General features: G+C 68.5%; 17 protein-coding genes and 1 pseudogene. 8 read left to right on the top strand and 10 right to left on the bottom strand.

What is annotated here, in order from left to right; translation table 11 throughout:
• From JNUCC0626_RS46430 to trxA, 8 genes are all read right to left on the bottom strand, one after another.
• The gene (locus tag JNUCC0626_RS46430) at positions 1 to 600 is read right to left on the bottom strand and encodes an MBL fold metallo-hydrolase (protein WP_394616976.1); all 600 of its coding nucleotides are present in this window, start codon (positions 598 to 600) and stop codon (positions 1 to 3) included.
• Complete coding sequence (locus JNUCC0626_RS46435; protein ID WP_394616977.1) at positions 600 to 1,688, bottom strand: S-(hydroxymethyl)mycothiol dehydrogenase; 1,089 nt, start codon at positions 1,686 to 1,688, stop codon at positions 600 to 602. The genes JNUCC0626_RS46430 and JNUCC0626_RS46435 overlap by 1 nt, the downstream gene beginning before the upstream one ends.
• Positions 1,689 to 1,701: 13 nt before the next feature.
• Positions 1,702 to 2,220 (bottom strand): VOC family protein, encoded by a 519-nt coding sequence (locus JNUCC0626_RS46440; protein WP_394616978.1) that lies wholly within the window; start codon positions 2,218 to 2,220, stop codon positions 1,702 to 1,704.
• Between the two features lie 39 nt (positions 2,221 to 2,259).
• Positions 2,260 to 3,099, bottom strand: a complete 840-nt coding sequence (locus tag JNUCC0626_RS46445) for a hypothetical protein (protein WP_394616979.1) — start codon at positions 3,097 to 3,099, stop codon at positions 2,260 to 2,262.
• A 77-nt stretch (positions 3,100 to 3,176) separates the two neighbouring features.
• Positions 3,177 to 3,446, bottom strand: a complete 270-nt coding sequence (locus tag JNUCC0626_RS46450) for a DUF4235 domain-containing protein (protein ID WP_090101560.1) — start codon at positions 3,444 to 3,446, stop codon at positions 3,177 to 3,179.
• Positions 3,443 to 3,763, bottom strand: a complete 321-nt coding sequence (locus JNUCC0626_RS46455) for a DUF3618 domain-containing protein (RefSeq protein ID WP_394616980.1) — start codon at positions 3,761 to 3,763, stop codon at positions 3,443 to 3,445. Before JNUCC0626_RS46455 ends, JNUCC0626_RS46450 begins: the two co-directional genes overlap by 4 nt.
• Complete coding sequence (locus tag JNUCC0626_RS46460) at positions 3,760 to 4,149, bottom strand: phage holin family protein (protein ID WP_394616981.1); 390 nt, start codon at positions 4,147 to 4,149, stop codon at positions 3,760 to 3,762. The genes JNUCC0626_RS46455 and JNUCC0626_RS46460 overlap by 4 nt, the downstream gene beginning before the upstream one ends.
• A gap of 33 nt (positions 4,150 to 4,182) precedes the next feature.
• Positions 4,183 to 4,563 carry a thioredoxin gene (gene trxA, locus JNUCC0626_RS46465; protein WP_394616982.1) on the bottom strand — a complete coding sequence of 127 codons (381 nt, stop codon included), beginning with the start codon at positions 4,561 to 4,563 and terminating at the stop codon, positions 4,183 to 4,185.
• A gap of 65 nt (positions 4,564 to 4,628) precedes the next feature.
• Between trxA and JNUCC0626_RS46470 the strand changes: the two genes are divergently transcribed.
• The 7 genes from JNUCC0626_RS46470 (at position 4,629) to JNUCC0626_RS46500 (ending at position 10,360) form a co-directional block, all read left to right on the top strand.
• Entirely contained in the window at positions 4,629 to 4,814 is a 186-nt protein-coding gene (locus JNUCC0626_RS46470; protein ID WP_394616983.1) for a hypothetical protein, read from the top strand.
• Complete coding sequence (locus JNUCC0626_RS46475) at positions 4,811 to 5,101, top strand: hypothetical protein (RefSeq protein WP_394616984.1); 291 nt, start codon at positions 4,811 to 4,813, stop codon at positions 5,099 to 5,101. The genes JNUCC0626_RS46470 and JNUCC0626_RS46475 overlap by 4 nt, the downstream gene beginning before the upstream one ends.
• Positions 5,102 to 5,238: 137 nt before the next feature.
• Positions 5,239 to 6,141, top strand: a complete 903-nt coding sequence (locus tag JNUCC0626_RS46480; protein WP_394616985.1) for an ABC transporter substrate-binding protein — start codon at positions 5,239 to 5,241, stop codon at positions 6,139 to 6,141.
• Entirely contained in the window at positions 6,131 to 6,937 is an 807-nt protein-coding gene (locus tag JNUCC0626_RS46485; RefSeq protein WP_394616986.1) for an amino acid ABC transporter permease, read from the top strand. Before JNUCC0626_RS46480 ends, JNUCC0626_RS46485 begins: the two co-directional genes overlap by 11 nt.
• On the top strand, positions 6,924 to 7,682 hold the full coding sequence (locus JNUCC0626_RS46490) for an amino acid ABC transporter ATP-binding protein (protein WP_394616987.1): 759 nt from the start codon (positions 6,924 to 6,926) through the stop codon (positions 7,680 to 7,682). Before JNUCC0626_RS46485 ends, JNUCC0626_RS46490 begins: the two co-directional genes overlap by 14 nt.
• 1 nt (position 7,683) lies before the next feature.
• Complete coding sequence (locus JNUCC0626_RS46495) at positions 7,684 to 9,348, top strand: aminotransferase class V-fold PLP-dependent enzyme (RefSeq protein WP_394616988.1); 1,665 nt, start codon at positions 7,684 to 7,686, stop codon at positions 9,346 to 9,348.
• 22 nt (positions 9,349 to 9,370) lie between these two features.
• Entirely contained in the window at positions 9,371 to 10,360 is a 990-nt protein-coding gene (locus tag JNUCC0626_RS46500) for a hypothetical protein (protein WP_394616989.1), read from the top strand.
• A 180-nt stretch (positions 10,361 to 10,540) separates the two neighbouring features.
• Here the strand turns inward: JNUCC0626_RS46500 and JNUCC0626_RS46505 are convergent.
• Both JNUCC0626_RS46505 and JNUCC0626_RS46510 read right to left on the bottom strand, forming a co-directional pair.
• A pseudogene (locus tag JNUCC0626_RS46505) lies at positions 10,541 to 10,723 on the bottom strand (Scr1 family TA system antitoxin-like transcriptional regulator); the annotation flags it as partial.
• Entirely contained in the window at positions 10,707 to 11,105 is a 399-nt protein-coding gene (locus tag JNUCC0626_RS46510; RefSeq protein ID WP_394616990.1) for a helix-turn-helix domain-containing protein, read from the bottom strand. The gene JNUCC0626_RS46510 and the pseudogene JNUCC0626_RS46505, both read right to left, overlap by 17 nt.
• A 150-nt stretch (positions 11,106 to 11,255) precedes the next feature.
• On the opposite strand from JNUCC0626_RS46510, the gene JNUCC0626_RS46515 reads away from it, so the two are divergent.
• Complete coding sequence (locus JNUCC0626_RS46515) at positions 11,256 to 13,805, top strand: chitobiase/beta-hexosaminidase C-terminal domain-containing protein (RefSeq protein ID WP_394616991.1); 2,550 nt, start codon at positions 11,256 to 11,258, stop codon at positions 13,803 to 13,805.
• Positions 13,806 to 13,829: the final 24 nt, after the last annotated feature.

The raw sequence follows: 13,829 nt of genomic DNA on the forward strand, positions 1-13,829 counted from the left end.
CTAGAACACCTCGGCCGCGATCGTGGTGTCCGCGCCGTGGCCCGTGTGCACCACCGTGTCGCCGGGCAGCGTCAGCAGCTTCTCCCGGATGGACGCCTCGATCGTCGGCCGGTCCGAGAACGACCGGCCCGTCGCGCCCGGCCCGCCCTGGAACAGCGTGTCCCCGGTGAACACCGCACCGAGCGAAGGCACGTAGAAGCACACGGCACCCGGCGAGTGGCCGGGCGTGTGCAGCACGCGAATCTCCTCGCCGCCCACGGTGAGCACCTGGCCGTCTTCCAAAGCCTGGTGCGGAAGCACGCCCGTGTGCGTCAGGTTCCACACCACGTGGTCGGCCTGGTGCAACGCCATCGGCGCGCCGGTCGCGTGCGCCAGGTCCGGGGCGACGCGGACGTGGTCGTCGTGCGCGTGGGTCAGCAGGATCGCGACCACGCGGCGGCCGTCGACCGCCTTGAGGATCGCGTCCACGTCGTGCGGTGCGTCGATGACGACGCACTCCGACGAGTCGCCGATGACCCAGACGTTGTTGTCGACGTCGAAGGTCTCGCCGTCGAGCGAGAACGTGCCGGAGGTGACGGTGTGGTCTACGCGCAACGCCATCAGAACACCACGACCGATCGCAGCACGTCGCCGTGGTGCATCTTCTCGAACGCGGCCTCGACGCCGTCGAGCGCGATCTCCTCGCTGACGAACGCGTCCAGGTCGAAGCGGCCCTGCTGGTAGAGGTCCACCAGCATCGGGAAGTCGCGCGACGGCAGGCAGTCGCCGTACCAGGAGGACTTGAGCGCTCCGCCGCGGCCGAAGAAGTCGATCAGCGGCATGTCGATCCGCATGTCCGGCGTCGGAACACCCACCAGGACAACGGTTCCGGCGAGGTCGCGGGCGTAGAACGCCTGCTTCCACGTCTCCGGGCGGCCGACCGCGTCGATCACGACGTCCGCGCCGAACGAGTCCGTCAGGTCCTGGATCGCCACCACGACGTCGTCGACCTCGCGGGCGTTGATGGTGTGCGTGGCGCCGAAACCCTTGGCCCACTCCAGCTTCCGCGGGTCGGTGTCCACGGCGATGATCTTCGCGGCACCGGCGATGCGGGCGCCTGCGATGGCGCCGTCACCGACACCGCCGCAGCCGATCACGGCCACCGAGTCACCGCGGCCGACGCCACCGGTGTTCATCGCGGCACCGACACCGGCCATCACGCCGCAGCCCAGCAGGCCGACGGCCGCGGCGCGCGCGGACGGGTCGACCTTCGTGCACTGTCCGGAGTGGACCAGGGTCTTCTCCACGAACGCGCCGATGCCCAGCGCGGGCGAGAGCTTCGTGCCGTCCGCCAGCGTCATCGGCTGCGTGGCGTTGAACGTCGAGAAGCAGTACCAGGGCTTACCGCGACGACAAGCACGGCACGTGCCGCAGACCGCGCGCCAGTTCAGCACGACGAAGTCGCCGGGCTCCAGATCCGTGACACCGGAACCGACCGACTCCACGACACCCGCGGCCTCGTGGCCCAGCAGGAACGGGAACTCGTCGTTGATGCCGCCCTCGCGGTAGTGCAGGTCGGTGTGGCACACGCCGCACGCCTGGATCTTCACCACGGCCTCGCCGGGGCCGGGATCGGGCACCAGCACCGAGGTGAGCTCGACGGGTTGACCTTTGCCCCGGGCGACGATGCCCTTGACCTCTTGCGCCACTGCGACTCCGTCCTCAGTTGATCAGCGTCGTGCCTTCGAACTCACCGAGAACTTCCCGGTAGAACTCAATCCCTACACCGTTGGGGTCGCGGATGTACAGGCTGTCCTCGACGCCGCGGTCGGGGCCCAGGTACTCGATCCCCGCCTCGTCCAGCTTGGACTTGATCTCGTCGAACCGCTCGGGCGAGGTTGAGAGGGCCAGGTGCTGAACGGCACCGATCGTCTCGGAGAACGCCGGGTGGTCGTGGCCGGGGAAGTCGAAGAACCCCAGCAGGTTCTTCGCGCCCAGGTCGAAGAAGAAGTGGCTGGAGCCGTTGTAGTCGCGGTTCTCCACGAGCTCGACCAACGGGAAGCCGAGGAACTCCTGGTAGAACTTGATCGTCTCCTCGACGTCCTTGCAGATCAACGCGATGTGGTGAACCCCGCGCGTCGGCGAGCCGCCCCGTTCGGCGAGCGGCTTGACGTACCGTTCCCGCAGTTCGTCGCGCTTGGCCCGGATCGCGGCGAGCTCGTCACCCTCTGGCTGTGGCATGAGGCCCAGAGTAGTTGAGGATTCAAAGATCTGCAGGCCTCAGCCCGCGACGCCCTCGAACTCCGTGGCGTGCTCGTCGCCGAGCAGGGTGGCCTGCACGAACGCCACGCTCGTCTCGGTGGCCAGACGGTCGTCCCGCGCGGTCGCGGGCTGCCGGGAGTAGATCTTCAGCGACGTCACGTCGGACAGCCCGAAGCCGTCGTCGACACCCCACTGCGCGAGCGTGCGCGCGCTCATCAACTCCTCGGCGTCGTCCAGCGACGGCGCCGTGAAGTACAGCCGCCCGTGCGCGTAGACGCCCCGCGCGCCACCGGCCGAGATGATCGTGACGGGCTCGCCGGTGCGGCAAGCCAGGAAGTGGAACGCGATGCCGCCCCCGCGCGAACCGACGACCGTGGCCGCCGTCAGCCCGCTCCACGTCACCGGGCGCCGCGCGAACGCCTCGGCCTGGCCGAGCAGGAACTCCCGGTACACCCGCGGACTGAGGTCCTGCAGGTAGTTCCACATCCGGAAGACGTGGTGGTAGCCGAGCTTGCCCGCCAGTTCGAGCGCCGCGCGGAACGCGAGCCGGCCCGCGTAGGTGTGCTCGTCGCACGGCGGGATCCGGCCCGCGCAGAACAGGTACTCGCCGTCGTGCGCGTACGCGATCGCCTTGTGCTCGCCGGATTCGACGCCGCGCGCGCTCGTCCACACCTCGGCGAACCCGTCGTGCTCGTCCGCGAGGTGCACGCTCAGTTCGGGGTGGCCGTTCTTCAACACAGGGTTGAAGGACGTGCCGGCGAACCGCACGACGCCCAGCCGGTGGCGTTGCCCGTCCGGCACCGAGTCGAGCGGCTCGAACGTCGAGGAAAGCGCACGGGTCCGCAGTTGACGAGTCATCACTGGCCTTTCCCGGGGGACCGGGCCAGGCTATTCGTCCGTCGTGCGGTCGTGAACCACCGCGTCTCGTTTCGCGCTCAATCTTCCTCGTCGCCGGGCCATTCTCCGGTGAGCTTCTGGAAACCCTTGGCGCCACCGCGGTCGATCGCGGCTTTCACCAGGCCGAAGATCGCGCCCTGCAACGCCGCTGCCAGCAGCACCTCGGTCCAGGCGCGGTTGCGCATGGTGGCACTGGGCGCTTCTTTGTCGCCCGCGACGAGTTTCCAGATCTGGCCGAAGATGGCGGTCGCGAGGAACCCGCCGAGCGCGCCGAACAACATTCCCAGGGGCCGGTAGAGGAGTTTCATCGGTTCCTCCGGGAAATCGCCCAGATCGCGAGGACCAGCGCGATCAGCGCGGCCGCGAGCGCACCGGGGTGGCGGCGCGCCTTCTCGACCTGCGCGGCCACGGGTTCGGGCAGCGAGTCGATCGCGTCGTTCGTGGCGGCGGTGGCCGAGTCGATCGCGCTGGTCGCCGCCGCGGTGACCTTGAGCCGCGTCTCCTGCGCCTGTTCCTTCACCCGGGAGGGCACGTCCACCTTGTGCGCCAACGCCTCCACGGTCTCTCCCAGCTCACGCCGGGCCCGTTCGACCTCCGCCTGCAGCTGCTTCTTCTCGTCGCTCATCGGTGCGCGCTCTCCTTGATCGTCGCGATGTCCTGCTGCACGTTGTCCATCGCCTGCCGCGGCATGGGCGGGGTCGCCTGCTTCACCTGGCCCTTGCCCACGAGCGCGAAAACGCCCGCGAACAGCAGAAGGGCGGCCGCGACGATCAACGCGGCCGCCCAGGGCGGTACTACGAGGGCCAGCAGCAGGATCAGGCCAGCGACGACGCTGAGCCCGCCCCACCACGCGAACACGCCGGCCGCGCCGAATATCCCGGCGCCGACACCGGCGTGCTTGCCCTTGTCCTTCAGCTCGGCGACGGCGAGACGGATCTCATCGCGCGCGAGCGTGCTCACCTGCTCGGACAGCTGGCGCACCAGCTGCGCGGTCGACGTGTCGCTGTTCATGCACGTCAGGTACCCACAGGTGCGTTGGGCCAATCAGCCCTGCTGGGCCTGGGCCTCCGCCACCTTCGCGCGCACGTCGTCCATGTCCACCTTCCGAGCCTGCTCGATCAGGTCGTCCAACGCCGGCGCGGGCAGCGCGCCGGGCTGCGAGAACAGCACGACACCTTCGCGCACGATCATCAACGTCGGGATCGACCGGATGCCGAACGTGGCCGCGAGCTCCTGCTGCGCCTCCGTGTCGACCTTGCCGAACACGACGTCCTCGTTCTTGTCTGAAGCGGCCTCGTACGTGGGCCCGAACGCGCGGCACGGACCGCACCACTCGGCCCAGAAGTCGACCAGGACGATGCCGGAGCCCTCGGAGCCGCCGACCACCTCGTCGAAGTTCTCCTTGGTCAGCTCGACCGTCGCCATGTTGGTCCTCCTCGTTCGCTGGGGGCTCTCCGTCCAACGAAGCGGGGGCCGATGGAATTCCCAGCGTGCGCCCGGTCACGCTGGATCGCGGGGACGAGTTCGGCCACGTCTACGGCTCCGCCGCGGACGCTCCCGAGCCGTTGCTGGACCTGCTCAGTGAGAACGAGGAGGCGTGCGGCAACGCCCTCGGCCACCTCGACGTGGCCCACCTGCTCAACGCGGAGGAACTCGCCGGCCACCGGGCCGGGTGACCGAACAGCTGCTGCGCGCGGCACGCGACGCGTCCCCGCTGGACCGTGCCGGTATCGCGCCGACCCTGGGTGGCTGGGGCGTCCCGGTGCTGCTCGACGACGAGCACCCCGCCGGCGGACGAACTGCTGGAGGACCAGCTCCCGCAGCTCGACATGAAGTTGAGGTTCCACCTCGTCGCGGCGCTGCTGCGGCGCACACCACGTTCGGCGAGATCGCGGACGAGGCCGTCGCCATCGCGCGGATGACCAACGCGCACACCGTCGACCACGACGGGGGCCGCTGCTGAGCAGGGCGTTCCCGGCGGTCGAGCTGACGCGCTCACCGCCGGTTCCTCTCCGCGCTCGTGTGTGACGACCAGTGCCGTGAGCCCGCTTTTCAACTTTTTGTGGACGTCTTCAACTCGACGTTGTACGGTTCCCGGCCATGAAGCCGCGCCTGCTCGTGACCTCGCTGCTCGTACTGGGGCTCGCTGCCTGCGGGTCCACGTCTGAGTCGACTCAGACGTCCACTCCGCCGTCGTCCGACCTCTCCTCGGTCCAGAAGGACGACAAGCTCGCCGCGCTGCTGCCGCCTGAGATCGCGTCGGCCGGCACGTTGAAGGTCGGGTCGAACATCCAGAACCCGCCGAACAACTTCTACGACCAGGACGGCAAGACCCCGATGGGGTCCGAGGTCGACCTGATCAAGGCGATCGCCGCCAAGCTCGGGCTCAAGGCCGAACACAGCGACATGGCGTTCAGCTCGCTGATCACGAGCCTCGAGACCGGCCGCGTCGACGTGACGATGGCCGCGATGAACGACACCGCCGAACGTCAGCAGAAGATCGACTTCGTCGACTACTTCACCTCCGGCATCACGATCATGGTGCAGAAGGGGAACCCGCAGGGCGTCAAGTCCGTCGAGGACCTGTGCGGCAAGGGCATCGCGGTGAACCTGGGCAGCTCGCAGGAGCAGTTCGGCAAGGAGCAGAGCGCCAAGTGCGTGGCCGCGGGCAAGCAGGAGGTGACGCTGAGCGTCACCGACAGCGACACCGGCAACCAGAACCAGCTGCGCACCGGCCGCGTCGCCGCGATCCTCAACGACCTGCCGACCGCCGTGTACGTCGCGAAGACCGCGGGTGACGGCGATTACTTCGAGGTCGTGCCGCTCGCACCGATCAACGGTGGCCCGTACGGCATCGGCGTCGCGAAGAAGAACGCCAAGCTCTCCGAGGCGATCAAGGCCGCGCTGCAGTCCCTGATCGACGACGGCACCTACGAGAAGATCGTCACCACCTGGGACATCAAGCAGGGTGCGATCACGAAGGCCCAGATCAATGGCAAGTGAGGAACTGGTGGTCGTGCCGCTGCGCCACCCCTGGCGGTGGGTCAGCGGCGCGATCATCGTGCTGGTGCTCGCGGGGCTGGGCTGGGCGATGTCCGAGGCCCAGATCCAGTGGGAGGACGTGCCGGGGTTCTTCACCCACCCCGCGATGCTCGAAGGCCTGCTCAACACCATCGTGCTCGCTATCGCCGCACAGGGTGGCGCGATCGTCCTCGGCGTCGTCATCGCGTTGATGCGGCTGTCGGCGAACCCCGTCGCGCGGTGGTTCGCGGTCGGCTACATCTGGCTGTTCCGCGGCCTGCCGGTGCTGTTGCAGATCCTGATCTGGTTCAACCTCGCGCTGATCTTCAAGAACATCAGCATCCCGATGCTGTTCTCCGTGCCCACCAACGTGGTCATGACGGCGTTCGTCGCGGCGCTGCTCGGCCTGGGGCTCAACGAGAGCGCCTACATGGCGGAGATCGTCCGCGCGGGCCTGAGCAGCGTGGACGAGGGGCAGACCGAGGCGGCCAAGTCGATCGGCATGACGCCGCTCAAGACGCTCACCAGGGTCGTGCTGCCGCAGGCGATGCGGGTGATCATCCCGCCCACGGGCAACAACTTCATCAACATGATCAAGGGCACCTCGATGGCGTCGGTGATCGCCTTCCTGGAGCTGATCCACGCCGCGAACAACATCTCGTCGCGGAACCTGGAGATCATGGAAACCCTGTTCGCCGCCGCGGCCTGGTACCTCGTGATGGTGTCCCTCGCGTCGATCGGGCAGCACTACCTGGAGCGTGCTTATGGCCCTCGTTGAGGCGGTTGGGGTCCGCAAGTCGTTCGGCCACACCGAGGTCCTCAAGGGCATCGACATGGAGGTCGAACGCGGCGAGGTCGTGTGCCTGCTCGGCCCGTCCGGCGCCGGCAAGTCGACGTTCCTGCGGTGCGTGAACCACCTGGAGACCATCGACGCCGGTCGCATCTGGGTCGACGGCGTGCCGGTCGGGTTCCGCGCGTCCGGGGGCAAGCTGTACGAGCTGCGGGAGAAGGACGTCGCGGCGCAGCGCCGGGACGTCGGCATGGTGTTCCAGCGGTTCAACCTGTTCCCGCACCGCACGGCGCTGGAGAACATCATGGAGGGCCCGGTCCAGGTGCTCGGGCGCGGCCGCACGGAGGTGCGTGCGGAGGCGGTGGAGCTGCTGGAACGGGTGGGATTGGCCGAAAAGGCCGGTTCCTACCCCGCCCAGCTGTCGGGTGGTCAGCAGCAACGTGTTGCGATCGCGCGGGCGCTGGCGATGAAGCCCAAGCTGATGCTGTTCGACGAGCCCACGTCCGCGTTGGACCCGGAGCTGGTCGGCGAGGTGCTCGACGTCATGACCTCGCTCGCCCGCGACGGCATGACGATGATCGTGGTCACTCACGAGATCGGCTTCGCCCGCTCGGTCGCCGACCGCGTGGTGTTCCTCGTCGACGGAGCGGTGGTGGAGACCGGGACCCCGGCCGACGTCCTGGACAATCCGCAGCAGCCGCGCACGCAACAGTTCCTCGCAAAGGTGCTCTGAGTTGATCGACGCCTCGTACCTCTCGCAGTTCCGCGAACCGGAGGGGTATCTCGACTTCGCCCGCTTCGGCCCGCCCTCCCTGCCGGTGGTCACCGCGACCGCCCGGCTGATGGAGCAGGCCTCGCTCGCCGGGCCGTCCACTGTGGACACCCTGATGCGCGAGGAGCAGCGGGTGAAGGCGGCCGTGGCCCGGCTGTGCCGCACGGACACCGACCACGTGGCCCTCGTGCCGAACACGTCGATCGGCCTCTTCCAGGCCGCGTTCGGCCTGTCCGGCACGGTCATGTACTCGGCGGCGGAGTTCCCGTCCAACACCTACCCGTGGGTGCGGGCGGGGCTGCCGTCGATCGTGCTCGACGGTCCCGTGCACCCGGCGGCGGTGTCGGTCGGCCTGACGCCGGAGGTGTCGGCGCTGTCGGTGTCCGCTGTGGACTTCCGCACCGGCTACCGCGCCGATCTGGCCGCGTTGCGGGAGGTGGTGGGCGACCGCCTGCTGATCGTGGACGGCATCCAGGGCTTCGGCGTGGTCGACGAACCGTGGGAGGTCGCCGACGTGCTCGTGGTCGGCGGCCAGAAGTGGTTGCGCGCGGGCTGGAGCACCGGCTTCGTCGTGCTGTCGGACCGTGCGCTGGAACGGATGTCGCCGGTGCTGTCGGGCTGGACGGGCGCGCTGGACGCGGGCCTGTTCGACGACTCCGTGCACGACGCGGCCCCGGACGCGGCGTCGTGGAACATCACGAACCTCTCGCCGGTCGTGTCCGGTGCGTTCGCCGAAGCACTCGAACTCGTCGAGCTGGCCGGGGTGTCCTCTTTGGACGCGGCCGTGAGCGAGATCGTCGGCGAGGTCGAGGAGATCGTGCTGTCGGCGGGCGGCAAGATCGTGTCGGCCCGCGACCGCCGGGCCGGCATCCTCGCCTTCACCATGCCCGAGGCCGCGTCGGTGGTGGGGGAGGCGTTGAACGCCTTCGGTGTCACCGCCACCGTGCGCCCCGAACACGTCCGGTTGTCGCCGCACGCCACCACCTCGCGCGGCACGCTGGAACGGGTGCGCGCGGCGCTGAAGTCGTTGTCCGGCGCGGCGACCTCGCCGATCCCGGCCGCGCTCTCGGCCCTCGTCCCCACCATCGACAGCCTCGCCTCGGCGCTGGGCCCGGACACCGAGGTCGTCGTGCACGACCTGTCCCGGCTGCCGAACTCGATCATCGCCATCGCCGGCGCGCTGACCGGCCGCCAGGTGGGCGGCCCGATGACGGACCTGTTGCTGGGCCTCGTCCGGCGCGGCACGACCACCGACATGCCGGGCTACGAGACCTACGCCCCGGACGGCCGGGCCATCTGGTCCTCCACCACGTTCGTCCGCGACGCGGCGGGCGTGGCCGTGGGGTGCCTGTGCGTCAACAAACTCGCGGCCCACGAGGCGTCCGGCCCGGTCGAGTCGTTCCCGCAGGACGTGGACACGCTGCAACGCGTCCTGGTCGAGAAGGCGATCGCCGACGTCGGCGTGCCGGTCGAGCTGATGAAGAAGGTGCACAAGTCCCAGGTGGTCCGGGTGCTGGACGAGGCGGGCTTCTTCCTCATCCGCGACTCGGTCGACGCGCTGGCGGGCGTCCTGGAGGTCACCCGTTACACGATCTACAACTACCTCAACGAGAACCGGGGAACCTGAGCCCACGGCTACGATCACCGCCATGGTCCGCACCACCCCGCCGCGCCCGTTCGACATCGCGGCGCTCATCCCCGGCCTGGCACCGCTCGCGCGCACCGCCGTGCGCCTGCACCCCAGGCCGGGCGACCCGACCGCCGCGGACAGCTCGGTCGGCGGCCCGCTGCTGTGGCCGTCGGACGAGGCGTGGCCGACGTGCTTGGAGCACGCAGGCCCGGTGATCGAGGGCGCTTCGGTGCCGGACGTGTTGGAGCGACGGAGGATTCTCGCCGAGGCGTGGGCACGCCCGCGTTCGCCCGGTCAGAACCTGTTGACAGAGCAGGAGAAGGTCGTCGTCGACCGGGTCGACGACGGCGAGGAGATCGCGGTGGACGGCCCGTTGCCGATGGTGCCGGTCGCCCAGCTGTACGCGCGTGACGTCCCGGGTCTCGTTTGGCCAGGCAGCGCGGACCTGCTGCAGGTGCTGTGGTGCCCGTTGGACCACGAGGACGAGGGCTACGTGCCCAGCACCGCGGTGCGCTGGCGAGTCGCCGCCGACGTGACCGACCCGCTGGCTTCGCCACCGTCACCCGCCGCCGTGGAGGAGCACTACCTGCCGCAGCCGTGCGTGCTGCACCCGGAAGAGGTCGTCGAGTACCCGGCGCCGCACTGCCTGCCGCAGGACCTGGTCGCGCTGGTCCGCGAGTGGGAGGACGGGAACCACGGGGCGTACCAGCACAACCTGGCGGTGGCCCCCGGCACCAAGGCCGGTGGGCACGGGCCGTGGAGCTTCTCCGACCCGTTCCCGATGTCCTGCCCCGACTGCGGGGCCGACGTCGCGCCGCTGCTCACCCTCGCCTCCGGGGAGTGGGACGGCGGGAGGAGCTGGCAGCCGGTCGAGGACGCGGAGGGCGGGCACCCGCCGTTCCCGCAGCCGAGCGAGCCGACGATGCTGATGATCGGGCGCGGCTACAACCTGCAGCTCTACACGTGCACCGCCGACGCCGCGCACGGCCACGTCACCAACATGCAGTAGCCAGCCGAGGAACTCGAGCAGGCTCTGCCAGGCAGGAACCGAGAACGCGAGCACGTCGCCGCCCGCGTTCTTCGAGTCGAGAGCCGCTGGGCCGACGACGAATTGCCCTGCCGAGGCACGCTGTCGTGCCTTCGCGATCGCACTGAGGTCTTGTACGAAGACGCGCGCGAACTCGGACTCGCTGTAGGCAACCGGGTTCGCCTTCTCGTACTCCCACATCATGAAGCCGGCTGACAGCACGGGCACGTCCACAGGAACGAACCGGATCATGTGCGCCGCCGCGTGCAGCCGCCTGTACTGGGCCTGCATGACCGCCTCGTCGCCCATCGGCTGTTGCAGTGCTAGCTCATGGACGTAGAACACGCAATCCGGCCGATTGTGTCGCCGGAATCTGGTGGAGGCCCGGCACGACCATCGTGTCGTAGCTGGTGATCGTCACGGCGGTCGCCTCGGCCTTGCCGACGGTGCGGAGGTTGTCGGACACCTGCACGATGTGCTCGTCGAAGGTGTACTGGTAGCGGCGCCGGAAGTCGTTGATGAAGTCGATGTCCTTGCCGCACATGGACAAGTACTGGATGAGGTCGACCTCGCTCGCGCGCGCCCTGCCGTTCTCAACCGTTGAGACCTTGCTCGGGTCCCAGCCGAGCCGTTCGGCCATCTTGGTGCCGTTCAGGCCCATGCAGGTCTCGCGGAGGCGCCGGAGCTCGTCACCGAGGTCCCGGCTGTACGCCGTGGATGCAGTCATATGCCGACGCTATGGCTTGTAGTCACTACAATCAGGTGCTCGTTCGGGTGAAAACAAAGCAGGGACCGGGATCGCGCGCCACTAGAGCGTTCGGGCTTTCTCGTAACTTACGTCTTCCCTCACCGTCATCCCGGCTTTACCGTTCCAGGTGTGAGAGCGCTCTCAAAGACGAGATGGCGGCGGGGACTTGCCGCCGCAGCGATTGCCCTGTCGTCATTGGCGACGGTCCAGGCCGCCCACGCGGCCGACGACTACACGCAGAACGTGACCGCGATCGACGCGACTCAGGCCCGGATCAACTTCACGCCGACGACCCCTGCTGCCTACGTCGACGTGCACTACCTGATCTCGGGCACTCCCCAGCAGAACTTCCGGATGACCAACAACGCCGGGACCTGGCAGAAGACCGTCGGGTCGCTGTCGGCCGGCACGGTCATCGACTACTGGTTCACCTACGAGAAGAGCGGTCCGCAGTACGACACGCCGCACTTCAGCTACACCCACCAGGGTGCGGCGCAACCGGTCGCGACACCGACGTTCAGCCCGCCGGGCGGCACGTACTCGACCGCGCAGACGGTGACGATCTCGACCTCGACCAGCGGCGCGACCATCCGCTACACCACGGACGGGTCGACGCCGACGGCGAGCAGTCCGGTCTACAGCGGGCCGATTTCGGTGCCCAGCAACAGGACCATCAACGCCATCGGCATCAAGTCCGGTCAGCCGAACTCGGCGGTGGGCAGCGCGTCGTACGTGATCGGCACGCCGGTCGCCACGCCGACGTTCAGCCCGCCCGGTGGTGCCTACGCGTCCGCGCAGACGGTCACCATCTCGACGAGCACGTCCGGTGCGACCATTCGGTACACAGTGGACGGGTCGACGCCGACGGGCAGCAGTCCGGTCTACAGCGGGCCGATCTCCGTGCCCAGCAACAGGACCATCAGCGCGATCGGCATCAAGTCGGGGCTCGCGAACTCGGCCGTGGCCAGCGCCACCTACACGATCGGGACGCAGCAGGGGTGTCTGCAGTCCGACACGCCGAACTTCGGGCCCAACACCCGGATCTTCGACCCGAGCATGTCGGCGACGAGCATCCAGACGCAGCTCGACATCGACTTCAACAACCAGAAGGACACGATCACGGCGCAGATGGCACCGCGCCGGGTCGCGCACCTGTTCAAGCCCGGCACGTACAGCGGCATCCACGACGACGTCGGTTACTACACCTCGGTTTCCGGACTCGGCAAGAACCCCGGTGACGTCGTGATCAACGGTGACATCACCGTGGACGCGTTCAACGAGTCCGACAAGGGCGTGGCGCTGCAGAACTTCTGGCGCTCCGCCGAGAACATGACCGTGGTCCCCAGCAACGGCACCAACCGCTGGGCCGTCGCGCAGGCCGCGCCGTTCCGCCGCATGGACGTCCGCGGCAACCTGGCGCTCTACCCGGCCAGCTACGGTTTCGCGTCCGGCGGCTACACGGCCGACAGCCGCGTGTCCGGGCAGACCGCGTCGGTCTCGCAGCAGCAGTGGTACACCCGCGATTCCAACTACGGCAGCTGGAACGGCGGCGTGTGGAACATGGTGTTCTCCGGAACGCCCGGCGCGCCCGCGACGACGTTCCCGACCCCGCCGTCGACCAACCTGGCGACGACGCCGATCTCGCGCGACGTGCCGTACCTCTACTTCGAGAACGGCAAGTACCGGGTGTTCCTGCCTTCCTTGCGCACCAACGCCTCCGGTGCGTCGTGGATCAACGGCGGCACGCCCGGCACCTCACAGCCGATGAGCGAGTTCTACGTCGTGAAGGCCGGTGACACCGCCGCCACGATCAACGCGGCGCTCGGCAACGGCTGCAACCTGTTCTTCACGCCCGGCATCTACAACGTCAACCAGACGATCAACATCACCCGGCCCAACACCGTGGTGCTGGGCATCGGCTACGCGACGATCGTGCCGCAGAACGGCGTCACGGCCATGCAGGTCGCGGACGTCGACGGCGTGCGGATCAAGGGCATTCTGTTCGACGCCGGCACCACGCTGTCCCCGTCGCTGCTGACGGTCGGCCCGGCCGGGTCGTCGGCCTCGCACGCGTCCAACCCGACGACGCTGCAGGACGTGTTCTTCCGCGTCGGCGGCGCCATCGCGGGCAAGGCGACGAACAGCCTGGTCGTCAACAGCCACAACACGATCATCGACCACAGCTGGATCTGGCGTGCCGACCACGGCAACGCCGGAACGTGGGGCTGGGACGAGGCCATCGGTGACACCGGCCTGGTCGTGAACGGCAACAACGTGCTGGCCACCGGCCTGTTCGTCGAGCACTACCAGAAGTACCAGGTGATCTGGAACGGCAACGGCGGGCGGACCATCTTCTTCCAGAACGAGATGCCGTACGACGTGCCGAACCAGGCGGCCTGGATGGCGCCCAACGGCGTGACGGGCTACGCGGCCTACAAGGTCGCGGACAGCGTCACGACGCACGAGGCGTGGGGCCTGGGCAGCTACTGCTTCTTCAACGTCAACCCGTCGGTGCGCGCCGAGAACGCGTTCGAGGTGCCCAACCGGTCCGGCGTGAGGATGCACAACCTGCTCACCGTGTCGCTCAACTACCAGGGCACGATCTCCCACGTGATCAACGGCGTGGGGGCGGTGACACCGCCGGGCACGGTCCCGGTGAACGTCATCAGCTACCCGTAATCCTCATCTGAAGGCCGATCATCC

It is taken from the genome of Lentzea sp. JNUCC 0626, from assembly GCF_043632865.1.
In the GTDB taxonomy this organism is placed as follows: domain Bacteria; phylum Actinomycetota; class Actinomycetes; order Mycobacteriales; family Pseudonocardiaceae; genus Lentzea.